The following is a 24935-nucleotide window of genomic DNA, read 5'->3' as shown; positions in this document are numbered from 1 at the left end:
TTTTCACTAGTTTTGCAACCATTATGAAACAGCATTTGAAACCGATCATGTTCGTTGGCACTTGTTCCGATGCAGGAAAGAGTGTGATTAACGCAGCCTTCTGCCGTATCTTTAAGCAAGACGGATACCAACCTGCCCCTTTCAAGGCGCAGAATATGTCGTTGAACTCCTTCTCCACTCCCGAAGGTGGCGAGATGGGACGCGCCCAAGTAGTACAGGCTGAAGCATGCGGTATCGCTCCGCATACGGATATGAACCCGGTATTGCTGAAACCGACTAACGACAAGAGTTCGCAGGTCGTACTGAACGGTAAACCGGTCGGCAACATGTCCGCCAAAGACTATTTCGGTGTACAAAACCAGAAGGAAGCACTTTTCAAAGAAGCTATCGAGGCCTTCAACCGCTTGGAATCCCGCTATAACCCAATCGTACTGGAAGGCGCCGGAAGCATCTCCGAACTAAACCTGCGCGACCGCGATATCACCAACATGCGGATGGCGATACAGGCAAACGCCTCCACCTACCTGGTTGCCGATATCGACCGGGGCGGTGTATTCGGCTCGGTTTACGGTACTATCACACTGCTCAAACCAGAAGAACGGGCACAAATGAAAGGTGTCATCATCAATAAATTCCGCGGAGACGCGTCGCTGTTTGAAGAAGGACGGACGATACTGAAAGAGTTGACCGGCCTCCCCGTCGTAGGCGTTATCCCCTGGTTCCGTGACATCAAGATAGAAGAAGAAGACTCCGTCGCCCTGGATATGAAGACAAACACCTGGCAGGACGGCAAAATCAATGTCGCCATCATCCTGCTGAAACGTATGTCGAACTTTACCGACTTCGACGTCCTGGATATGGACCCGCGCTTCAATCCCTATTATACCAGCAACATCGACGAGATTGAGAAAGCGGACATCATCCTGCTGCCCGGCTCGAAGAACACGCTGGCCGACCTGCAAAGCATCCGCGCCAACGGCATAGCCGACACCATCGTCCGCACCTATAAGAGAGGGAAAAAAGTAATCGGTATCTGCGGCGGTTACCAGATGATGGGTGCCCGTCTGGAAGATCCGGAAGGTATAGAAGGAAACCTGCCTACCGTTCCGGGATTGGGACTACTCCCCCAATGCACCGTTATCGAACAGGAGAAAGTCACCAAACAAAGCCGTTTCACTTTCCGCAACGGCTCCCCTATGATCTGCAAAGGATACGAGATACATATGGGACAAACCTCTTTACTCGGCAACGCGCCCGAAAGTCCGGTTGCCCTGCTGGAAGACGGAAGGAAAGACGGCTACTACCTGAACGACCATTGCTGGGGAAGCTATATGCATGGCATTCTCGATAATCCCGAAGTACTTGATAATCTAGCTAAGGGGTTCAACAAAGAAGTCGACAATACCCCGTTCGATTACGCTGCATTCAAAGAAGAACAGTATGACAAACTGGCCGACCTGGTAAGAAAACATGTGGATATGGAGTATATTTACAGTACGCTGTAATCATCCCCACAACTCCCCGTTCGCCCGGATCAACAGTTTTACAGCCTCAAACTGATCTTTTTTCAGAGAAAAAGATTCATAGGCTCTGCAATAGTTCAGTGAATGTATATCTGTTCCGGTATAATCATAACAACCGTTTTTCAGTAATGAACCGGCTGTTTTTCGAGGAAGCGTTCCGTAAAAGCCTGCCAGGGAAAACAAATTAAGCTGAAATTTGCATCCGTGCTCTTTCAGCTTCATCAAATCTTCCATCTTCCAGAAACCATAGCGTTCCGGATGAGCAAAAACCGGTACAAAACCATTCAATTGGATATCGTACAATTTCTCAAACAGATCACCGGGAGCCTGCAAGCAGGAAACCTCTACCAATACATGCTTCCCGTCATACGACAACAACCCTTCTTCCATCCGCTCGTAGAAGCATTCATCCAGCATATATTCGGCTGCCAGATGAAGGTCTATATGTATATGTGCACAGTCTTCCCGAAATGTTTCAAACCGGTCCCGAAGGTAATCTTTCCGGTTCTTAGCCAAATCAGCCATTATATGCGGTGTCAGGAAAATACGTTCCACTCCCTGCCCTTCCAGAAAAGCCAACATGGCAAGACTGTCTTTCTCTGACGAAAACCCGTCATCCACCCCGGGCAGCAAATGGGTATGTACATCAGTCATCCCCGGCCACAAAAGTTTTTTCCGGGTAAATAGATTTGAAAGAAATGTGCTCATAATATACTTATATAACAATACCTGCAATGGGGAAAGGGTCATTTCAACCGGTTCACCCGCGCCACATCATCCATTTTCACACAAACGGTTGCTCCCAGTTGCTCCAGGTAAAGCAGCAAATGATTCTTCTTTATCTTCTTTACCTTGCCGGATACATGCTTCATGGCCCCGGTAAGAATTTCCACTTCTTCACCCGCACAAAGCTCATGCTCGGCTGCCTGGCCCAGGAAATCCTCGATAGCGTCTATCTCCTTCTGGCGGACAATAGCCGGTTTACCGTTATAAAAGACGATACGGATAACGCCATATACCTGAAGCAGGTCACGCAACACCGTATCCGGACAGCGCACAAATATATAAGAACTGAATAACGGGACTTCAACTATTTTCACACGGTCGGACCACACACGCGGAGTCCGGTGTAAAGGTAAAAAGCATTCAACACCTAAAGCTGCAATACGTTCTTTTACCTGTTTTTCTGCCCGCGGGGCAGTATATAATACATTCCAATTGGTATTTAAAGGGGGTATCATTATCTTTTTTTTGTTTCGGGCACAAATATAGGACTATTTTTCGTATTATTGCAAAACTGTTTGCGAACACAAATTTAAATACCATGAATAGAAGAAGTTTTTTGCAAAAATCGGCCATTTCGGCTGCAGGACTTGGTTTGTCACCGCTGTTTGGAGGTACTTATCAGTCAGTTTACGGACAAACGGCAGCAAGCAACAAAGTGAAAGTCGCTCTGATCGGATGCCGCAGTATGGGTTTCTCCAACCTGAGTAAGTTTCTGGAATATCCGGAAGTGGAATGTGTCGCCCTCTGCGATATCGACGACGAATGGCTGAACAAACGGGCCGCCGATGTAGAAAAAAAGACCGGAAAAAAAGTTCCTCACCTGTATAAGGATTGGCGCCATGTCATCGACAACAAGGATATCGACGCTGTCATTATCGGTACTCCCGACCACTGGCACTGCCTGCCGACTATCTTCGCCTGCCAGGCTGGCAAAGACGTGTATGTCGAAAAACCGCTTTCCAACACCATCGAAGAATGCAACCTGATGGAAAAGGCTGCCCGCAAATATAACCGGGTCGTACAGGTAGGCCAATGGCAACGCAGCGATCCGCATTGGGACGAGGCCGCCAATTATCTGAAAGCGGGAAATATCGGTCGTATCCGTACCGTAAAAGTCTGGGCTTACCAGGACGGCAAACCGACTCTGCCTGTTGTTGCCGACAGTCCCGTCCCCGCCGGAGTGGATTACGACATGTGGCTCGGTCCGGCTCCGAAACGTCCGTTCAATATCTACCGCTTCCATTATAACTTCCGTTTCTTCTGGGATTATGCCGGTGGACTGATGTCCGACTGGGGCGTACACCTGCTGGATTATGCGCTCGAAGGCATGGGAGCCGATCTGCCCAGCCGCGTATTCTCCGGAGGTGGCAAGTTCGCCTATCCCGATGATGCAATGGAGACGCCCGATACATTGATGGCTACATACGCCTACAAAGATTTCAATATCATCTGGGATCATGCCTGCGGTATCAACCACGGTCCGTTCGACAAAAAAGAAGGTTTGGCCTTCTTCGGTGAAAACGGCACACTGGTACTCACCCGCGCCGGTTGGGAAGTCATCCCTGTCGTTGCCGGAAAAGAAGCACGCATGGAAGCTGTCCCCTTCAAAAAGGGAGAAGGCAAAGGCCTGTACAACCATGTCGGAAATTTCCTGAGTTGCATCAAAAGCCGCGAATTGCCCAAAGCAGATATCGCTATCGGTGCACGTGTAGCCAAGATGTCGCACCTGGCAAACATCTCCTGCCGCCTGCAACGGGAAGTGCGTTGGGACGATGCCAACAGCATGTTTATCGGTGATAATGAGGCAACAGCATTATCAAAGGCTTACTATCGCGCCCCATGGGAATTACCCAAATTGTAAACGTAAAAATATAATTAGCAGGAAAACGCTGAACATCTTTTGATAATCAATTATTATATGTACTTTTGTTCCAGATACACGAACATATAAACTTGATATACCTAAATGAGCAGCGTTTATGCTAATTATTCGAGAGAAGACCTGATCCGTGAAATAGAAATACTGAAGGCACAAGGCACCTCTGTTAATGATGAAAAAATATACCAAAGTCGTTTTCTGAACAATGCAGTCGCATTAAGGAAAACATTCTCGGAAGTTTTATCATTGTTAATAACTCCAAGCCAAAAGGATATTATTGATCAGTCTCTACTGACCATATTGAGATTTTTTAATGTAGACAGGGTATACATCGGAAATTTCGATAATGACAAACCGACTTTCGACTTCACGCATGAAGTAACCAGCCAAGGTACGATTTCCATGCGTGAAGATCTTTTAGTTGGGTTGCCCAAAGCAGATTATGCCTGGTGGATAAAAACGATCAGGGAAGGAAAAGACATTATTATCAGAGATACTAATAATATGCCGGAAGAGGCCGCTGCCGAACAAAACATCCTAAAAGTTCAGGAAATACTCTCCCTGCTCGTTATTCCTATCTATTACAGAGGATATGCCAATGGTTTCATAGGACTCGATTGTGTAAAAAAACACAGGGACTGGGATGCTTTGGATGTCGAAAACCTGCGAATGCTCACCGATATTATCTCTATTGCTATCGAGCGCGAACTGGCGCATGGTATGATAGAACACTCAATGAAACAGGTATTGAAAAGCGAAGCCAAATTTCAGATCATCTTCGACAGACTCCCGTGGGGTGTCGAATTATACGACGAAAACGGGTATCTGCTGGATATTAATAAAGCTGATCTTGAAATTTTCGGAGTAACACGCGAACAGGCAATCGGTCTCAATGCATTCGAAAACCCCAATATTCCGGAATGGGCAAGCGAGAAACTAAAAAAAGGGGAAGACGTAGCTTTCCTGCTGGATTATAATTTCAATAAAGCTGCTGAAAAAGGTTACTATACAAGTAAACTAGCCGATGAAGTTAAACATTTGAGGGTGAAAGGCGTTGTGCTGAAAGACCGGCAGGACGTGATACTCGGATTCTTTTATATAGTCTTCGATGATACCGAGAGTTATCATAAAACAGAAGAGATACAATACAGTCTGGCTAAACTAAAAGCGGCTGTCGATACAGGCGAATCCATTATTTGGGAATATGATGTGGCAACAGATAAGCTAAGTGCGGATTTCAGCCTGAATGATCAAATCGAAGAGAGTTCATTCCTGACTTATCTGAAAGAAGACAGATTCAGTTCCGTACGTGATTTTATAGAAACATTGCATCCCGATGACCGCCACAGGGTTTACAACAAACAATTCAAACGGCTTGTCGACGGAGAAATCGGCAAATATATATCCGTATACCGCCGGGTATTCGACGGCAAGGTTTACTGGCTCAATTCAAATGTCCGCGCTTATAAATATTCAGTAGACGGGAAACCCAGTAAAATAGTAAGCTACACCTCTAACATCACCGAACAACGTGAGAAAGAACTGGAACTAATGAAAGTCAAGGAGGCAGATAAATTAAAGTCGGCATTCCTGGCAAACATGAGCCATGAGATACGTACTCCGTTGAATGCGATCGTCGGATTCTCGGACCTGGTAGCCGAAACGGACGATCCGGAGGAGCGACAGACTTATCTCGACATTATCCATACAAACAACGATCTGCTGCTTAACCTGATCGGTGACATTCTGGACTTCTCAAAAATAGAGGCGGGTATGTTGAAGTATAACATTGAAGAGGCCAACATCAAAGAATTGTGCATGGAGGTCTATCTGTCCGGATCGCTGAAGATAAAACCGGGAGTAAAATTACTTTTCGATAAAAACTCACCGACTGTAACCCTCAGGACAGACCCGCAACGTATCCTGCAGGTAATAGCCAATTTCGTCAATAATGCGATCAAATTCACAAGCGAAGGGAGTATTACAATCTTTTATGAGACGAAAGAAAATGAAGTGAAAGTCTGTGTGCGAGACACCGGAATCGGCATTTCGGAAGAAAACAGGCCCCGTGTTTTTGAACGTTTCATCAAGATCAATGACTTCCACCAGGGCACCGGCCTGGGATTAACAATCAGTAAAACGATCATCGAATATCTGGGAGGTACCATCGGAGTAGATTCTGTTCAGGGTAAAGGTTCTACGTTCTGGTTTACGTTGCCTTTGGATTATAAAGGGATTAGTTCGTAATAACTAAAAAACAGATCATTTTAAACTCCAGGGAAAACCGATCCGGTCAAGCAATTCCCTGCGTTCAGGAGAAAGTTCGCCTTTCTTCATACTTCTGCGTTGCACGAAACACCAACTGCCCAGTTTATTCTCACGGGCGGTTGGCCAACGTTGATTCTCTGTATAGAAACGTTTCAGCATCTCATAATTCTCCTGCCATTTTTCATCGACTGTCCAGATAAAACCTTCGGCATCCATTTGTCTGATGCGAACAAGCGATAGCACTCCCTGTTTACGGGATCTTCGTTGCGTATTACACCACGCTCCCAACCTACCCTCCTGGCTTTTAGGCCAGTGTTCATGTTTTCTGTAGTAAGCAAGCACCTGCTGCCAGTTCTCCGTCCAGAGCGAATCCAGATCCTGTTCCCATCTGAATCCGATCGAATCGAGTAACCGGGTCCTTTCTTCAGACAAAAGTCCTTTCTTTCGTGCTTGTCGTTGGGTATTGCACCAGATATTCAGTTTGTTTTCGCCGCGTTTGGGACAACGGTGTTCTACAGCCATAAAAACCTTTAACTCTTCATAATACTGCATCCAACGACTGTCCTGTACCTCCCATTCAAAACCGATCCGGTCCAGCTGCGAGATATAATCTTCCGACAACGTCCCTTTCTTCCGGGCAATCCGCTGGGTGTTGCACCAGTTTCCCAACTTCCCTTCGGCTGCCTGTGGCCAGCGTTCTTCACGCTCCTTATATTCGATCAGTCGCTCATACATGACCGGCCACGCATCCAACTCCGCCAGCATATCATCCACACGGGCACGGATATCAGACAGAAATCCTGTTACCTCAAACTCCATAAAGCCTTTAAAGCTTTTCGGGGCACGGATCGCCGGATGATAAGCCAACTCCCTTGACATAGCCTCATAAACAGAACGCCCCGAAAGGTTATTGACGAAGTCTAGCACCACCGGATGACGGTCCGAACCTGCTTTCAGGCAACGGCCCAACTGTTGCAAGGCAACCACATACGATTCCGTCCGTCGCAGGAACATGGCGGCATCTACTCCTTCCACATGCAACCCTTCGATCAGCATGTTTATGGAGAAAAGTACATGCAGTTTTCCCGTTTCCCTACGAAAACGACGCAATGTCTTTTCATTCTCCCGGTTACTCAGCCCGTTATGGATCTCAAATGTTTCCGTTTCAAAGCCTGCCTGTCCGAGCCAGTTCGAGACTTCGGGAATCATATGCTGAAGATCTTCCTTGTCTTTACAGAAGACAAGCATTTTCTTTACCTCTTTCGGAAGATAACGCCGGATCAGTTCCGATGCACTCAACGAACCGCGAAAATCCAGTCGGGCAAAGTTTATCTTATCCTGAATATGCTTACGCCTTTCTGATGTACAGTCACTCCTGTTCAGCATACGCTGCACCTTATCCAGCTGGTTATTCAGATCGAATACACTCTGCACCAGGACAGGGACAGGCAGTATCTTATAATACCAGGCCATAGACAAAGACAGTTCATGAAACAGGTTTCCCTTGAAATAGACTTCTACCGTATCGAGCATTTCTTCGGGACGTATCGGGGTTGCTGACATCCCCAATACACGGGCCTCCGGATTGTTATCTATTACTTCCTGTACAGCTTTTCCCCATACCTCGGCTCCGAAATGATGGAATTCGTCGATAATGATATGATCCGCTTTGAGTTCCCCCACTGTTCCGCGATTCAGGACTAATGCCTGGAAAGTCCGGTAGGCGACATGCGGCATTGTCCTGCCGATTGCTTTTTTGATCTCAGCGATAATCGTAACGTTGGGAGCAATAACTACTATATCGTCTTCCGAATGATTGACGATATAGCGGGCAATCAGATAGGATTTTCCTGTTCCGGTCGCCTGTACAACGGCTCCGATCCTGTTCGTTTTGAATCCTTCCTCAATTGCCCGGTAAGCCGCTTCATTATGTGAGAACAGTTCAATATGTTTTCCTGTCTCCAAACTTCTCAGATAGCTATCATCTGAAACAGTCAGTCCATGCAGTTCAAAGGAAAGTGCCTCCGGCAGATAACCGCCATGAGCCAGGATCCGGAACTGGTTGCAGCCGCACATTTCTCCGATACGCTGCATTTCAGTATACAGCCTGTCCACTTCCGGCAAACCGACAGGTTCCTTATTCCATACCTCTTTTACAATGAAAGTAACGGAGTCCTCCCTGAATCCTACCAGCAGACAGCCGGATTCTTCAGTGACAAAATAATGATAAGAATGATAAAGATCGCAGAGTGACATTGAGAAAATATGTCAATTTCAGAAATTATTCAACCTCTAAAACCTCAGTTTCCTCTTTGGGTTTGAAAAGGTCTTTGATAAACAGATAACCGACTCCACCGAAAATGGCAAGGAATATAAACCCAATCAGGATCAGTGGTTTCTTGGGAGAGGATGCTTTTAAAGGGACAGTGGCGGGTTGTATTATTGTATATACCGGTGTCTGTTCCTGTACCCGGAGTTTATCCTGCTCCAGCTTCTGGGCCAATGTATTGTAAACATTAAAGGTCAATGTCATTTCATTCTTTAAACGTTCCTGTTCCGTACGGTAACTGGCTGAGATGATATTCTTGTTGGCATCCTCAAAAGCCGCATAAGCACGTTGTGCTTTATAGTAGGAATCACGGGCTTCGCTGAACACTTTCGCTGTGAATTCCAGGTCTTGCTTTACCTTCTGGGTACGGTAATTTGTGATGTATCCCTGAAGTTTTTCCAAAACAATTTGAGTGATATTCGCAGAGATCAATGGGTCTTGCATCTGAACGGACACGGTGATTACCGATGTCTTTTTATCCACAGAAGCGGAGATGCGTTCCTGTAACGCATTTATGACATCTGCCTGTTCCTTTGTCAATCTGAAAGAAGTCAATTCCCCACTACTTGCCGGTTCTTCTTTTGAGAACAAATCTTTCACAACACCCAACAGTTTGAACGGAGCCTGTACCACATAACTCCACCACGCACTTTTCTGATCCTCATTCATATAATCATATAAAGATGCAGAATAATCACCTTTCTCATTTGTCACCTGTACAGGAAATAACTCCAGTAAAAAAGGAATACTACTGACTACATCCGGATACAGGTCCGGAGAGATGGCATCCGCTCCCGAAGTACTGTTCAGGTTTATCCCTGCCATGGCTGCTAATCCTCCCAAATTTCCCATCTTTTTAGACGGATCAGACGTTTCAGGTGCCAGCTTTACTGTCGTACTGTATTCTTTCGGTATACTAAAAGCAACCACCAATCCCACAACTATCGCGACTCCACAGCATTTGAACAAGAACTTGCGTTCCCCCCATAGCCGTTTAGCCAACTCTATTAAATCTATCTCCTGCTCGTTTGTATCCATATCAGGAGCGTTCATTTGAATCATATCCACCTTGTTAATTGATAATTAAAGATTGAAAATTGATAATTATTTCAGTGTGTTGATGATAGAGGTTATCATTGCAGCCATCGATGTGGTCGAACTGGTTATGCTCAAGATTTCTGCCAAACTTGTTTTGCGATCTTGCTGCGTTTTGGCGGGAACAACGATTTCACTGCCGGGCTCTACCTTCGGATAGTGCTTGAAGAAGATAAAACGCTTCCTGGTCGTTGCCACTTTACCATTCATATAAATTACGATCGGATATTTACGGGCAATATCGTTATAACCACCGGCTTGCGACAAACAACTTTTTACAGACATTCCATTTGTATACGTCACACTGTTCGGATAAGTTACAGCTCCACTTATCTTCACTGTGCTTTGGAATTGCGGAATATAAAGTTCATCCCCGTCACGTAGCACCACATCATGCGCACTTCCCGGATTTGCCAAGGCTTTTTCCAAATCGATACCCACAGAGTAGTCTTTAATGTTTTCCAGTGATAAGGCAACCGAATCACGGCTTTGCTTATTTGCACTCAGTTGCAGCAGAGTTTCCAGGCGGCGCATCTCATCCTCTGTCAGCTGGCGTTTCAGGCTTGCCCCTTTTACATAGGCATCGGGAGTTATTCCTCCGGCTTTGGTGATAATATCACTCAGACGGGAGTTCTTTTCGGCTAATACATAATCGCCGGCAAAAGTAATTTCACCATTGACCTTCACCACCTGTTGTTCCTGATAACCCGGTGAAAAACGCACATACACTTCATCAAACGGTTCCAGCGTAAAAACCGTATCGCTTTTCTTTCCATCCGTAGAGATCAATCCTAAATTATCGTTCAATTCAAAGTTGAATACTTCTGCTGTACGGTTAGTATTTTCGTACGTCTTTGTATCCTTAATACGACGGGCTACTTCCACATTCACCGTTGCAGCCGATTCCTTCAAACCGCCAGCCATCATAATGGCATCTTCCACTGTCAGGTTGTTCCGGTAAGGAAGAACTGTATCTACGTAATTTACCGCTCCGCTTACTTTGATCGTATAAGGCTCGCGAAGATCAAACAGGGATGGAATGTTCAGTTGGTCTTCCGGTTTAAGTTCTATATCCGGAGATGTGCCACTGAGAATGCCACGGATATCTACGGCTATAACAGTCGTTGTGAAATCCGGATTCAAACGGGTGATTTGGGCACGACCGGCAAACTCATCTCCTTTCAAACCCGCTGCCTGATCAACCAGTTGACGGACTGTATGAACTGTACCATTCAATTCATATTCTCCCGGACGCCAAACTGCCCCCGTCACTGTCAAACGGTTTTCATAGAAGGGGATCACAGAATCCACCAACAAAGAATCACCGTCCATCATCGCAAAGGTAGGATATTTATCTTCCGTAACAGTAGCTATCTGATAACGGCTTCCGGCTTTTCGTTTAATACGGACGTCTTTCTTGTAGGCATCCCCGGTAAAACCGCCGGCCATGTTCAATAGCTGTGAGAGTGTTTCCCCTTTTTTCATTTCGAAAATGCGGTTACGTTTTACTTTTCCTTGTACTACAGCCAGCTGGTCATAAGGGGAAACGATCACCATATCATTTTCTTCCAGACGGATATTCGTATTGTATTTGCCATTCAGGAGATAATCATATACATCCAGTTTAGCGACTTCCTTACTGTTACGATAGACTTTTATTCCACGAAGCGAACCGATCTCATTTACACCGCCTGCTGCATACAACGCATTAAACAAAGTTGCAAACGATGGAAGCGTATAGGTTCCCGGAGCAACGACTTCACCTACTATGTTCACTTTGATACTACGTATCTGGCTTAGACTAACGGATACGAACGTATTAGCCCCATCCGTATCTCCTGACAAAGTAGACATGATCCGTCCTAATTCCTGTCGGATACGGTTTTCAGCTGTTTCGATAGTCAGTCCGCTGACAGATACCGGCCCTAGATTAGGGATAAGAATTGTCCCTTCGGGAGAGACCTTCAGTTTCAGATTCAGTTCTGAATCTCCCCATACATTGATCAGCAATTCGTCTCCTGCGGATAAAACATATCCTTTGGGAGTCGGTACATTCAGATTAGGCTCAAAGGACAGGTTCTTGTTCGAGAATATTTCGCGACCGAACACGGTTCCGCTTAAATCTCCTGCCGGACGATTGGCTTCCCGCTGAGCATCCAGAGGAGGTATCCCCTTTCCATCTGGAACGACAACCGTACGATCTGTAACCACCGCATCCGAGGCTGTACGTGTAGCCTGTTCTGTACCGGATTGCCCCATCCGTTTATTTATCTCCCGACGGATCTGTTCATCCGTCATACCGGCAGCTTTTGCCTTGTCGATCAAATCCTGGGATACCTGCGCCGACAATGGAACCGCCAACCACAGTAATCCCCCCAATAATACATTTCTGATTACGATATTCATATTGTTATTTGTTTTGTTGTTATTTCGATTTTAGAAAAAAATTGAGTTATCTGTTTATAGTGACGGGAGTAACTAATTCCCCTCTTGAGAGGGGATAAGGGGTGTGTTAAAGCTAGTTATAGGGCGAAACTATAACACACCCCCTTCCCCCTCTCAAGAGGGGAGCTGGGTACAACCGGTCAATAATCGGATAGTTCAATTCTGATAATTTCTGAATCAAAACTTCCTGAACTCCAATCGGGCATAATCCGATTGTAATACTAGATACTTTGATGTTAATTCTTTGACGCCGAAACGTTGCTCCGTCCCGTTCATTCCAAATGGCAATAAGTCTTTAACTTTGCTGACCGGCATGACTACAAACAAGGAATCTCCGGTATATTCCATATTGCCGGTCTGACTGGTTACATCAACCTTCATCAAGTTGATTGTATGCAAAGCAACACTGTAGTAAGCCCGTTCAGGCATCTCTTCCTCTCCCGACGCATATGCTATTTTCATGATCTGCCAGCGACCATCCAGGTCTCCGTTGATCGGCATTTTTCCGCAGGCACTGACTATCAGGGTCAGCAACACCGCCACTATATATCTTTTCTTCGTATTTATTAAAGTCATCATATCCATCCCGTTTTTCTGATTGTTAACATGCCACCAACACTTTTACCCAACATCGCTCCCCGGTCTATACCCAGCGATCCTGTAAAGTCCCAGCCTTTTAACTGATGTGGCGTATAAATTAATTCTACTAACGCATTGCCATTCTTTTTGATCTCATAAAATGGTACGCCATAAGTACCCCAATTACGGGTTACTGATAAAAGGACACGATATTGCAAATCGGCACAAGGAGTTCCCATAATCCCGAAATGATGTCCTTGCATACGCGAACTTTTAAAACTTATATCACCATCTGTATTATAAATAGGAGACATGACTAGCGGATTACCAATTCCCATCCCCCAATGTTGCCAACCGGTATAAATGCTATGATTATAATAATTATCCGCACCACTTACCTGCTCCGGTATTTCCGGTGTATGATCCCAATAGACAGCACCGGTCTGATCCTTTGTAGAAATATACTCATAAACAAAACCACTGATCACCGGATTCTTAGGAAGCGTTATTTCCACTCCAGCCAGGCAATCCTTCCAACCATATTCTCCGAACATCTGCGAATGATCTTCGAAATAATGTTCGTAATAAGGACGGATTGCCCATTCTTTAGGAGCATACCACGTCAGTGAAAAATTCCAACTCCCCAAATGATTTCCATAAATATTCGTTTGTTCTCCCATCGGTGTATCACTGCTACCCCCACTCGGAATAAACACTTTAAAGAAATCTTTTATCCCATTCGGCATATCAATCTTTCCATTTCCCTTAAACGCATTTCCCCCGAATTGAGCAGCCATCTCCAGCCCTCCTTCAAAGATCAAAGGAAACTTTTCCTGATTACCGATCTTCACATATAAATCTTTGGAATGATAAAGCACATGTTCCGTACGTTTACCGCCCGGAGCTACGAAATCTTTCTGCCAACCATCATCCGTAAACATACCATAAGCAATATGTCCTTTAAAAGCCAACCAACCTTTTGTTCCCGGAACGAGCGTATATTCCGGAATACCGATACGCACTTGCGGAATCGGACGGGCATTTCCCGAAAATGTCAGTCCACCGCTACTCAGTAACGGATTATTAAACTCGCTATACCGCTCCTTACTTCCGATACTCACCCCCAGGTAACGATATTTCAGATCCGCATACAATTGTTGCACCACAAAAGTCGATGTAAAATTATAAGCGACAGCCAGATCCGCCCCGAAAGCATACGAGAAGCGTTTATCGTTTTCCAACTCTCGGAAGATCCCTGCACGCAGATACCCGTTATTCTTTTCGATAGAAGACAATCCCTGTTTATTTGCTGTCAGCCAGAAAGGATTATGTTCGCCTCCGCTGAAACTGACACCGGTCTCCGCCCGATAACTCAGCCCTTTCGTAAACTGAGCATAAGAGGTTAAAGGAAGCATACATATACTCCCCAAAAGGATTAAGTTAGATATAATTTTCATTTTTTTATATAATACGAGAAGCTGATTTATTAATATTACCATTTTTCAGTCTTTCATTTTTGAGCCAGTACCCGAGGGTTTATCTCCGAACACATCAATATACGGATACGCGAATTGACCAGCCTGTGGTATTCCTCTTCCACCTCCTCCGGGGTGAAGTGTATCGGACAGAGGTACATGAAGGTCGCATAAATGCGGTCGAGCGTTTCAAGCGTCAACGTGCCATCCGGATGGTGATGGTCCAGTTTCGAAAGTGTGCGGCGGTCGATATGCAGACATTCAGACAATTGCCTGAATGATAGCAATCTCCACCTTCTTTGTATCTGCCAAACTTCATCAGAAGCAATCATAATCCATTTATTAGAACCTACGTCGGAAAATTGCCGGGACATTTCGTTTCCACTGAGGGCATCTCCCCATGAAACGGCCCGAAAACAAAAGAAACCTTAATTTATGCTACTATATCCTATATTTGGTACATTCATCCATGTACCATGCTAAAAAATAAGAACCATATCTTTAGCACAAGTATAAAAGGGCATGCCTCTCATACACAGTTTTCTCTGTTTTTATTTTTTAATTAAACAAATTGTTGTTAACATGATTCAAAACACTATTCCATTTCAGCCAAGCCGTTTCGCCTCATTGCGGGCGACAACACCGGTTCCTGTTTCATGGGAAACGATTGTCAACGAACTGACAGGGCCGTTTCATAAAGCGCAAACCGAACTGTATCGGCAGACAATTGCCCGTTTGCACCAAGCGGAACAAGAGAACGATAATTTGCTTCTCCCGAAGCTGAAAGCAGAAAAAGAACAAATCAAACAGGCCCAACCTGCCTTTATCGCTTCGGTCTCGCTCACAGGCGGACGTACCTCCGCACACGTTACCGGTTATTCCGGGTTCATCATGGTCGACATCGATGACATCCCACCCGGGCAATTCACCGAAATACTTGTCCGGATCAAAGCCGATCCTCATACCTTCCTCGCCCATACCACAATCTCCGGTGTCGGTATCCGGGTATTCGTCCGGATGGAAAATGCGGCCACAAAGCATGATTTCCTGCTTGCCTGGAAGACTGTCAATGAATATTATGTCCATCTGAGCGGTATCGGATATGACTTCAAATGCAAAAATCCGACCCGCATGTCTGTCATCTGCCATGATCCCGATACTCTCTACCGCCCCGACGCGCTCTGTTTCCCATTGCCGGACGAACAGACAGGCAAGCAGACAAGTAAGGTGGAAAAACGCGGCCGCAAACCCTCCGTTTCCCGGGCAGCCCTGACCGTGCGCCGCCTCGTTGAACAGGAAGGAATCGCCTACGAAGCACACAGTCACAACGATTACATCTGCCGCTGCCTCTACTGGATGAACCGGTTCGGCATCCCGGAAAAGGAGGCTACGGCATGGGCACTCGATACGTTTGCCGATTACGATGCGGCCTCCGTCCGCTCTACTGCAAAAAGCTGCTATGCATTGACAGCCGAACATGCCACACAAAAGCTCCGCAAGTTCGAACAGACGGTAGCCGGTGGCACAACCCGCGCACGAGGTTGTGCTTCGGTCGAGGAGATGGAGCGTTTCATTGACGGTTACATGGAAATCCGTCGCAACCGACTCACCCAACAGGCGGAAATACGCCTGCAAGGCAACAGTGAATGGCAACGCATGACCGACACCATAGAGAATTCCCTTTGGCGAGCCATGCAAAAAGAGGGTATCAATGCAGACCTTTCCCGCCTGCACACCCTGTTGACCAGCGACTTCGTGCCCGAATACCATCCGTTGACAGACTATCTCAATACCCTCCCGCCCTGGGACGGTACGAGCGACCCGATCGGCAAACTCGCCGCGATGGTGCATACCACAGACAACTCCCCTGAAAAATTCGCTTCCTACTTCCGCCGCTGGCTTGTGGGGATGTTGGCGGGAGCACTGGATGAACGGACTGTCAACCATGTCATCTTCGTGCTGATCGGCCGCCAGGGAAGCTACAAAACCTCTTTCATGCAAAACCTGCTCCCACCCTGCCTCCGGCGTTACTTCACGACGAAGACCAACAGCCAGCGGCTTGGCAAAGACGACCTGCTGACCCTCTCGGAATTCCTCCTGGTCAATTTCGAAGAGATCGACACCATGCGCCCAACGGAATTGAACCAACTCAAAGCAATGACCACCGCACTTTACATCGACGAACGACTCCCCTACGGTCGCAACAAAGTACGGTTGCCACACGTCGCCTCCTTCTGCGCTACCGGCAACAACCCGCTCTTCCTCTCCGACGATACCGGAAACCGCCGATGGATTGTTTTTGAAGTGGCAGACATCGATAGTCCCTGGGAACATCCGATCGACCACGATGCCGTCTATGCGCAAGCAAAAGCCTTGCTCGACAGTGGTTTCCGCTACTGGTTCCAAGGCGAAGAGATCGACGAACTCAACCGCCGAAACCGGCGTTTTGAAACACCCAACCCTGCCAGGGAATTGATCCTTGCTTTTTATCGGAAACCTTACGGGTTGGAAAAAGGGCGTTACATCACAGCCAGCCAGATTGTCGCCCGCTTTGGCAACAGCATACGGCTGACAACCGGACAAGTGGGACGCATCATGAAAGAGCTTGGTTTTGAAAACTTGCATACCCGCAACGGAAATTTCTGGCTGGTCGCAGAGCGGACTACCGACGAGATCACCACCATCTTGCCCGAACCGCAAGAGGAGGAAAAAAACGGGGGCTGACCATCGACCGCTGTGAAGGATGTGAAGGATTTTACCCCCTGTTTGTAAACTATGCGGGAAAATAAATAAATACCGCCCTCTCTTTAAAGAGACCCCGTTATTTATTTGTATTCCCGGAAAGTTTACAAAACAGCCCTCACTGACTTCACATCCTTCACAACATCCGGCCATCAGATTTTCAAATATTAATTTTCTATGATCAATTATCAATTCAATTATGATCTCTTATCCTCTCAAAAAATCAGACCTCGCCAGTCTCTACTTCCCTGAACTGGCACCTCACCAGGCATGCAATCGCCTGCGCCGTTGGATCATCCGTTGTAAAGAATTGCATGAAGAACTGCTTCTGAGCGGCTATTCGCCCACCCAGCGTTTCTTTACACCCCGACAGGTCCGGCTGATCATCCGTTACCTCGGAGAACCCGGCTGAGAATGAATCCATGAATGGGCATCCTAAGAGGCCAAGAATGCCCATCCTAAGAAGCTTACAATGCCACTGTAAGAGGCTAAGGATAGGCATTCTTGAAAACGAAGGATGCCCATCGACAGATGCATGAAAAAAAGCGGATGGATTTCCCTCCCTGCCGCATCATCCGGCATCACTGCCACCGGCCCCTTGCCGTATATTTGCATTGTAAACATTGTTAAACTATTAAATATCAAAACGTATGCCGCAAGCTTTTTTAGTTCGCAAGTATACTATTCCGGGGGAAGAACCACGGAAAGAAGTATTCAAACCTGCCCCGTTTTATTACGGGACACTATCGACCCGTGATGCCGCCGAGCAAATTGCAGAAGAATCGTCGCTCACCAAAGGGGATGTGCTAAACGTCCTGGACCGTTATCAACGCTATGTCATTCAAAACCTTCAAAAAGGTTATAAAGTTGAACTGCTTGGATTCGGAACGGTCTACAACCGTTTGATCACAGGGAAAGGCGTTGAAAAGGCCGAAGAGGTAAAAGCAACACAAATCAGAAGCATCGTCCCCGGTTTTACTCCTTCGTACACGATCCTCAACGGTACCCGCCGTTATTCACTCTTAGGTGAAAAAACTACCTTAGTAAAGGTGAACATCAACGGGACTCAAGTTCCTGAGGAAGAAGGAGGAGGTAGTGACAGACCGGAAATCGAATAATTCATTAAATTTATAAACACATGCAACAAACCATTGAAGCCAATCCGGCACCGGAAAACCCCAAACACAAAATCTGGGGTATCGTGTTAAAGGTGATCGCCACCGTAGTAGCCACCCTTTTAGGAGCCTTGGGACTCCAGTCTTGCTTGTAGCCATGGTTCCTATCTGCGAAACCGTCCTGCAGGGCGAGATCGAACTCATGCGCCATGCCACTGATAGTGTCCGCTTTATCGTGGTCCACTGTTCCGCCACCCGTTGCAATCGGCCTTATACAGCCGAACAGTTGGAACGCGACCACCGGAGCAGAGGTTTTCGCACAACCGGTTATCATTTTTACATCCGTACCGACGGAACCACCACCCACCCTCGCCTACTTGGTGAGGTGGGTGCCCATGTAAAAGGCCTGAACCATTGCTCCATCGGTATCTGCTACGAGGGCGGGCTCGACCCCGATGGGCATCCTGCCGATACCCGTACGCCCCGCCAACGCGAACGGCTGGAAGAATTACTAACGATCCTCCGCCAACTCTACCCGCAAGCCCTCATCACCGGCCATAACCACCTCACCCCACATGCACCCAAGGCATGTCCTTGTTTTGATGCCGAATGGGAGTACAGATGGATCTGACGGTGTCTTACCGGCACGCAAACGACATGAAAACCAATCAAAATACATCATGTTGTTTGCGTGCTTATCGAACTATTTTAAAAATCGTAAGAACTATCAACTTAAAGTACTCAAACAATGTAGGATGATTAATATATCTCATATTGAGTTCAATTTTCGCCGGCATAATATCCTCAACATAAGTTTTGTCGGGATTTGAGGACTGGCCCAGTAACCTATTTTCATCCATATACACTATAGATGCATAATCTGTAATACCCGGCCTGACTGCCCACACACGCCGTTGTTCAGCCGTGTACATGTCGACATACTTACGCACCTCGGGCCGGGACCGACCAAACTCATATCCCCTTTGAGTACATTGATCAATTGAGGAAACTCATCCAATTTATACTTACGGATATAATAGCCAGACCGTGTAACCCGTGGATCACGCCCTCCTACCATAATAAGTCCCTTCTTATCTGGCTACAACATCAAAAAAACGTTTCAAATCGATTGATTATTTTATTGGGTAATAATATCAACAAAATTAGAGATCACATATTCTACGTCCTCATCCGTAAGACTGGTATGCAAAGGAAGAGTAATCTCGTTATGGTATTGGTTGTAAGCATTCGGATAATCTACGATATCAAAACCTAAATTTTTATAGGCCGTCATCATCGGTAAAGGTTTATAATGTACGTTACAAGCGATCCCACGTTCAGCCATCCGCTCTATCACAGCATTTCGATATTCCACATCCTCACCAAGCAAACGTACAAGATACAAATGCCCACTCGAAGAATGGTCATCACCAAAATGATCCAAGACCTGCACATCGCACCCCTTCAGTCCTTCATTATACCTCTCAATAATCTGACGACGACGATACAACATTTCCGGATAACGCTTCAACTGCGCTAGACCAATACCCGCCATCACATCCGTCATATTACACTTATAATATGGAGCGACAATATCATACTCCCATGCCCCCAACCTCGTTTTAGCAAGTGCGTCCTTGTTCTGCCCATGAAGGGAAAGCAATTGAAACTGTTTATAAAGAGACTCGTTGTCAACCCCATCATGATTTCTCCAAGTCAACGCACCTCCCTCTGCTGTCGTAAGGTTTTTCACTGCATGGAAGGAAAACGAAGTAAAATCAGCGATCTCACCACACATCTTTCCATGCCATTTGGCACCAAAAGCATGAGCGGCATCCGCAAGTACGATAACCCGACCGTATGCCTTCTGGATATCGTTCGCTGGCGAAAACAAATGTTTCTTGCTCTCTACGACAGCGAATATTTTATCATAATCACAAACCACACCCGCAAGATCAACAGGCAAAACAACCTTTGTCCTCTCCGTAATCGCATCTGCCAACTTATCATAATCCATCTCAAACGAATTAGGAGCGGTATCTACCATGACAACCTTTGCCCCCACATGGCAAGTTACGCTTGCGGTAGCAGTATACGTATAAGCGGAAGTAATCACCTCGTCTCCTGGTCCAATACCCAAAACACGCAATATCAACTCCATACAAGCCGTAGCCGAATTCAAGCATACAGCTTGCTCCGTCTGACAGCACATGGCAATTAATCTCTCAAATTCTTTTGTCTTAGGTCCCGTAGTGATCCAACCGGAACGAAGAGCCTCTGATACTAGATTAACCTCACTCTCAGTTATATCAGGAGGAGAAAAAGGAACTTTCTTCATAAGAAATAATTTTAATATTCTATTTAGGATATAAATTTACACCTGCTATTCTCAAAATCTTGTTGCGCAATACCCGAAGCACAAAGGCTTATACTCGTCTTGCTTATTCTTTGCATAATATCATTTGAACCTTATCACAAGTTTCTCATAGAATTTTCTTATCTTTTCTTCACATTCTTCCATTGTGTCGCCCTGAACTAACATTTCACCGATACAGTCATTGGAGTTTTTAAAAGAAGAAACTTTATCCCCCTTATTTACAAAGAAGCTAACATAAGGCAGCATGTCCTTATCATATTCAAGTAATTCAAGTACACCCGTTTCTGCTGAATTGATCATCTTAACTAAAGTTATCTTACCCTTCATATTAGGGGTGAAATATGAAAATGGATCTTCACCAACAGCTACAGCAACAATCATCTTATAATAATCCATTCCATAGTGATACCCTGTCATTTCCGGGAGACAATTTGCACCAACTCTTCCACTCAGTTCTAAAATGTATGGAACATCATCTTTAACAATAAAATCGATATTAACCGCACAATTATTCAACTCAAGTGCATCGATAGCTTTACCTGCTTCTTCGGCGATTCTCTTGCGCAGTTTTTCACTACAATCTAATGGTGCATAATGGCCAACAGGAACGGTCGACTTACCCTCATGAGCAATTATATCACCGTGAGGAAGCACAAATACAATTTTACCATTACAAACAAAAGCTTGAGCACCAAGTTCCCTACCTTCTATAAATTCCTCTACAATGCAGTATGTAAGATTAGACTCACTGATTGATTTACAGTAATTCTCCATCAATTCTGTTTCATCCTTACATATGTAGACACCTTTGCTACTCTGAAGATCAACAGCTTTCACTATGACAGGGAATGTCAGTAACTCTAACGCCCTCTTCAAGTCTGCCTCCTTTTCAAGCTTCATGAACTTCGCAGTATTAACCCCCTTATTAAAAAGAGCCTGCTTCATTTCATACTTGTTGTTACAACGTTTTGCAGCAGATTCTGTGATACCATTCAATCCTAAATGATCGTTTAAGAAACCAACAGTCTCTATAGCTCTATCCGAACAGCAAATTAAAACGCCATCAATCTTTTCATCTTTAATAGCTTTCATAACATCGTACTTATCCATAATATTAGCTATGAAAATCTTCTCTGCCAATTTATAACCTGGATAATTACCTTCCATACCTACAACGTATGGCTTTATACCGAGTTCCAAGGCTGACTTTATTGCATTTATATTGCTACGTCCCCCACCTAAGAACAATAGTTTCTTGCTAGCTATCATATTATTCTATTTCAAACATCACTTTCTCTTTTGCTTTTATACATTGTGCGACAGCTGCTTCCGCTGACTTTGCCTGACAGACTATCATCCCTACTCTGTCAAGACTACTATGTATTGAAGTCACCTTATCTCCAACATGTTTAGTAAACATGATATCACACACACCTTCCTCATTCAGAGCATCTTCTTCTCCTGTTATAGATTTAATTGTACCTAGTGGCAAATCGAAATATCTAATAGCACTACCACAATACAATTTCCGTTCCAGGTCAGGTTTGTTCCCTAGAGCTATGTCAATCGTTGCTTTAATCATATCAATACCTGTTGACAATGGAACAAGATGCGTAGCGATACAGTCCCCCCCCATTCTTGCTCCTAGCTCGATCATCTTCGGTCCACACTCTGTTACCATCATCTCAACATGAACTGGACCATTCTCAATACCAACAGCAGCACATGCTTTTGTTGCAACATCGTGAATTTTATCCAAGGCTTCACCAATAAAGCGAGATGGTTGTGAATGCCCCATCTCCACAAAATTTGGAGCTCCTGTAGTTAACTTGTCAGTCACTTGCAGTATGTGAACCTTGCTTTTATAGACAATCACTTCAACACTCACTTCATGACCTTGCAAATATTCCTCAACAATAACACTACCATTTCTAGACTGCTCACGACTATATTTATAAGCATCAACCAATTCGTCAACCGACTTAATCAAGACAACACCACGGCTTCCTGAATTATCCGTAGGTTTCATGATACAAGGGAAAGTAAATTCAGCAAAATTTTCATTAAAAACAGCCTTATTATCAACAATATAATACCACGGAACCGGTACACCTGCAGAGCGAAAAGCCTTAATCATTTCAGCCTTATCAGTTGATTTCAAAGCTGTATCAGAAGTAATTCCCACAAGACCTAGCTTGCTTGTGGCAACAGCTATGCTTCTCATTGGCATATCTGTTGCCAATGTTATTATCCCATCCGGTTGATATTCCTCAGCAACTCTTACAATTGCTTCAATGTCAATAGTACTTGCATTGAAATATTTGTCAGCATATGGTACTCCTATTGCCTCTGGATTAAAGTCGGCTACAGCTACCTCTAACCCCATCTCTTTTGCCTTTTTAATTGCTGGAAGCTGGAGTATTGAAGCTCCAATTATAAGTATTTTTTTTTTCATTATTTCTTCATTGATTCGCCCGTATTAATATTCTTGTTTGCAATAACAGTCCAAAATGTCTTAAATAAAACTTTAATATCCATCCAAAATGTTACGTTATCTGCATAATAAGCATCATACTTGAACTTCTCATCTTGACCTATCGAGTTACGGTAGTATGCCTGAGAGTAACCTGTCACACCAGGACAGATCGATACTCTCTTCTTTCTTACTTCACTATACTCTGAGTACGGAGTTGTTGTCAAAGATGGACGTGGACCTACCAGACTCATATCACCTATTAGGACATTGAAGAATTGAGGAAATTCATCTAAACTGGTCTTACGAATAAACCTACCAATAGGAGTAACACGTGGATCATTGTCTGAATTAAATGTCGAACCATCAGCATTACGTATGTCTTTAGAATTGATGTACATTGAACGTAACTTAAACATTTTAAAAATCTTACCACCTTTACCTACTCTCTGACCATTAAAAAAAATCGGACCTCTATCCGTGAAATAAATTAGAGGTGCTAATATTACAATTTCCAACACCACAAAAGGACAGATACACAACGATCCTACTATGTCTATCAGTCTTTTAAAAAAACACTTATACATAGCTTATATACCTTTTATTAATTCTTGTTTAAACACAGTATAAAATGCAGCTTTTGAAGCATTAATATCAAAGTTCTTTATTTTTAATAAATTATAGTTTCCCATTTTTTGGCGAAGTTCACTATCTCCACAAATCCTCTTGATACCTTCCACAAAACCATCAATATCTGTTACATCATACATAAATCCTCCTTTTTCATTATCAATCAAATCTGTGTTACCACGAATAGCAGAAACAACACAAGGTAAGCCACTTGCCATTGCTTCCATCAGAGAACGAGCTAAGCCTTCTTGTTTTGACGTGAATAGAAATACATCAGAGGCCTTCACGATCTTCGATACATCGCCTCTTCTACCAAGAAATTCAACTTGTTTTTCAATACCAAGTTTTACGCAGAGTTGTTTCATTTCATCCATTTGAGGACCGTTTCCACAGATAAGATATTTGAGATTATTTACTCCAGCTTTAGCTATAGCGTTCAATGCAACAGCATAGTTCTTACGAGGAACTAAGTCACCCATTGAGACAAACACTATTTCATCATCTTTAATATTATATTCTTTCCTCAATTCAGATTTATCCTCCCCTTTGTTAAATACAGATAAGTCAACACCTACACCTGGTACATAATAAACTTTACCATTTTTACGAAGCTTGAATTTTTTAGCTCTCTCGTAGTCCTCTTTATTAATCGTGATGAGAGCATCGGTATAATGAGCCAACCATTTCTCTATAGGATAATAAAGCAACCAATTCACTATTGAAGCCCCTTTGAAAAAGTGAAATCCATGAGCAGTATATATCACTTTTTTGTGGTATTTACAACCACAAAGTCTACCAATCACACCACCTATAGGAGTATTACAATGAATTACTTCTATATTTGAATTTTTCTCCAAAAAGGCACAAAGATTCTTATATGCTTTTATGTTATCTTTAATAGCAAATGGATTTCGAAAACTATTTTGGTTGTAATAAACGACATCATATTGCTTACAAGTTATCAACTTTGGATTATTTGAGTTGATTCCTATATACAATTTATATCCCAGCTTATCAGCCGCATAAATTGCAGGCAAAGCAAAAGAATCAACATTAACAGTTTTAGGTTCACTGATAATATGCCCCGGTTTAGAAGAATTGCTGACAAATAAATAACCTTTCATATTTTCCCTCATTATATTACATCATGTTTAGCATTATTTTATAAAAAATTCAGACAACTCATAAGCAAATGTAGTGATAATCAATATTAAGGATT

The 24935-nt window shown here is 44.4% G+C and carries 21 protein-coding genes and 1 pseudogene; 8 read left to right on the top strand and 14 right to left on the bottom strand.

The genetic code is table 11. From position 1 onward, the window contains the following. Positions 1-23 precede the first annotated feature (23 nt). Positions 24-1505 (top strand): cobyric acid synthase, encoded by a 1482-nt coding sequence (locus C825_RS13215; protein ID WP_010802805.1) that lies wholly within the window; start codon positions 24-26, stop codon positions 1503-1505. On the opposite strand, the gene C825_RS13210 is transcribed toward C825_RS13215, so the two are convergent. After that, positions 1506-2231, bottom strand: a complete 726-nt coding sequence (locus C825_RS13210) for a tyrosine-protein phosphatase (protein WP_044214569.1) — start codon at positions 2229-2231, stop codon at positions 1506-1508. 38 nt (positions 2232-2269) lie between these two features. After that, entirely contained in the window at positions 2270-2764 is a 495-nt protein-coding gene (locus C825_RS13205; RefSeq protein WP_007655929.1) for a UpxY family transcription antiterminator, read from the bottom strand. Between the two features lie 83 nt (positions 2765-2847). Between C825_RS13205 and C825_RS13200 the strand changes: the two genes are divergently transcribed. Further along, positions 2848-4170 carry a Gfo/Idh/MocA family protein gene (locus tag C825_RS13200; protein ID WP_044214364.1) on the top strand — a complete coding sequence of 441 codons (1323 nt, stop codon included), beginning with the start codon at positions 2848-2850 and terminating at the stop codon, positions 4168-4170. Positions 4171-4275: 105 nt separating this feature from the next. Further along, the gene (locus tag C825_RS13195; RefSeq protein ID WP_010802804.1) at positions 4276-6435 is read left to right on the top strand and encodes a sensor histidine kinase; all 2160 of its coding nucleotides are present in this window, start codon (positions 4276-4278) and stop codon (positions 6433-6435) included. 15 nt (positions 6436-6450) lie between these two features. Here the strand turns inward: C825_RS13195 and C825_RS13190 are convergent, their stop codons facing one another. The 6 genes from C825_RS13190 to C825_RS13165 all read right to left on the bottom strand — a co-directional run bounded on the left by C825_RS13190 (position 6451) and on the right by C825_RS13165 (position 14753). Beyond that, the gene (locus C825_RS13190; RefSeq protein WP_010802803.1) at positions 6451-8712 is read right to left on the bottom strand and encodes a Helicase associated domain protein; all 2262 of its coding nucleotides are present in this window, start codon (positions 8710-8712) and stop codon (positions 6451-6453) included. 25 nt (positions 8713-8737) lie between these two features. Further along, entirely contained in the window at positions 8738-9847 is a 1110-nt protein-coding gene (locus C825_RS13185) for a Wzz/FepE/Etk N-terminal domain-containing protein (protein WP_010802802.1), read from the bottom strand. 42 nt (positions 9848-9889) lie between these two features. Beyond that, a complete protein-coding gene (locus C825_RS13180; protein ID WP_016212879.1) occupies positions 9890-12286 on the bottom strand; it encodes an SLBB domain-containing protein in 2397 nt (798 codons plus the stop codon). Positions 12287-12502: 216 nt separating this feature from the next. Next, a complete protein-coding gene (locus C825_RS13175) occupies positions 12503-12904 on the bottom strand; it encodes a lipocalin-like domain-containing protein (protein ID WP_010802800.1) in 402 nt (133 codons plus the stop codon). Next, the gene (locus C825_RS13170; RefSeq protein ID WP_044214362.1) at positions 12901-14361 is read right to left on the bottom strand and encodes a capsule assembly Wzi family protein; all 1461 of its coding nucleotides are present in this window, start codon (positions 14359-14361) and stop codon (positions 12901-12903) included. The genes C825_RS13175 and C825_RS13170 overlap by 4 nt, the downstream gene beginning before the upstream one ends. 53 nt (positions 14362-14414) lie before the next feature. Beyond that, the gene (locus C825_RS13165) at positions 14415-14753 is read right to left on the bottom strand and encodes a hypothetical protein (RefSeq protein WP_228100183.1); all 339 of its coding nucleotides are present in this window, start codon (positions 14751-14753) and stop codon (positions 14415-14417) included. A 208-nt stretch (positions 14754-14961) separates the two neighbouring features. Between C825_RS13165 and C825_RS13160 the strand changes: the two genes are divergently transcribed. From C825_RS13160 to C825_RS13140, 5 genes are all read left to right on the top strand, one after another. Continuing rightward, positions 14962-17103 carry a VapE domain-containing protein gene (locus C825_RS13160; RefSeq protein WP_010802797.1) on the top strand — a complete coding sequence of 714 codons (2142 nt, stop codon included), beginning with the start codon at positions 14962-14964 and terminating at the stop codon, positions 17101-17103. 217 nt (positions 17104-17320) lie between these two features. After that, on the top strand, positions 17321-17533 hold the full coding sequence (locus C825_RS13155) for a DUF4248 domain-containing protein (RefSeq protein ID WP_010802796.1): 213 nt from the start codon (positions 17321-17323) through the stop codon (positions 17531-17533). A 238-nt stretch (positions 17534-17771) separates the two neighbouring features. Further along, the gene (locus tag C825_RS13150) at positions 17772-18239 is read left to right on the top strand and encodes an HU family DNA-binding protein (RefSeq protein ID WP_007658058.1); all 468 of its coding nucleotides are present in this window, start codon (positions 17772-17774) and stop codon (positions 18237-18239) included. A 20-nt stretch (positions 18240-18259) separates the two neighbouring features. After that, positions 18260-18391, top strand: a complete 132-nt coding sequence (locus C825_RS13145) for a smalltalk protein (protein WP_007658059.1) — start codon at positions 18260-18262, stop codon at positions 18389-18391. 2 nt (positions 18392-18393) lie between these two features. Further along, positions 18394-18867: an N-acetylmuramoyl-L-alanine amidase gene (locus C825_RS13140; protein WP_010802794.1), complete on the top strand. Its 474-nt coding sequence runs from the start codon at positions 18394-18396 to the stop codon at positions 18865-18867. Positions 18868-18931: 64 nt separating this feature from the next. Here C825_RS13140 and C825_RS13135 read toward each other — a convergent pair. The 6 genes and pseudogenes from C825_RS13135 to C825_RS13110 all read right to left on the bottom strand — a co-directional run. Continuing rightward, a pseudogene (locus C825_RS13135) lies at positions 18932-19332 on the bottom strand (sugar transferase); the annotation flags it as partial. A gap of 42 nt (positions 19333-19374) precedes the next feature. Beyond that, positions 19375-20574: a DegT/DnrJ/EryC1/StrS family aminotransferase gene (locus C825_RS13130; protein ID WP_010802792.1), complete on the bottom strand. Its 1200-nt coding sequence runs from the start codon at positions 20572-20574 to the stop codon at positions 19375-19377. Between the two features lie 120 nt (positions 20575-20694). Then, complete coding sequence (locus C825_RS13125; RefSeq protein WP_007658069.1) at positions 20695-21882, bottom strand: ATP-grasp domain-containing protein; 1188 nt, start codon at positions 21880-21882, stop codon at positions 20695-20697. Between the two features lies 1 nt (position 21883). Beyond that, entirely contained in the window at positions 21884-23068 is a 1185-nt protein-coding gene (locus C825_RS13120) for an ATP-grasp domain-containing protein (RefSeq protein WP_228100181.1), read from the bottom strand. Continuing rightward, on the bottom strand, positions 23068-23673 hold the full coding sequence (locus C825_RS13115) for a sugar transferase (protein WP_007658071.1): 606 nt from the start codon (positions 23671-23673) through the stop codon (positions 23068-23070). Before C825_RS13115 ends, C825_RS13120 begins: the two co-directional genes overlap by 1 nt. Positions 23674-23676: 3 nt before the next feature. Continuing rightward, positions 23677-24840, bottom strand: coding sequence for a glycosyltransferase (locus C825_RS13110; RefSeq protein ID WP_007658072.1), 1164 nt, complete (start codon positions 24838-24840; stop codon positions 23677-23679). Positions 24841-24935: the final 95 nt, after the last annotated feature.

This window comes from Parabacteroides sp. ASF519 (genome assembly GCF_000364265.2).
Taxonomy (GTDB): domain Bacteria; phylum Bacteroidota; class Bacteroidia; order Bacteroidales; family Tannerellaceae; genus Parabacteroides; species Parabacteroides goldsteinii.
This window is presented reverse-complemented; position numbering and strand designations above follow the sequence as displayed.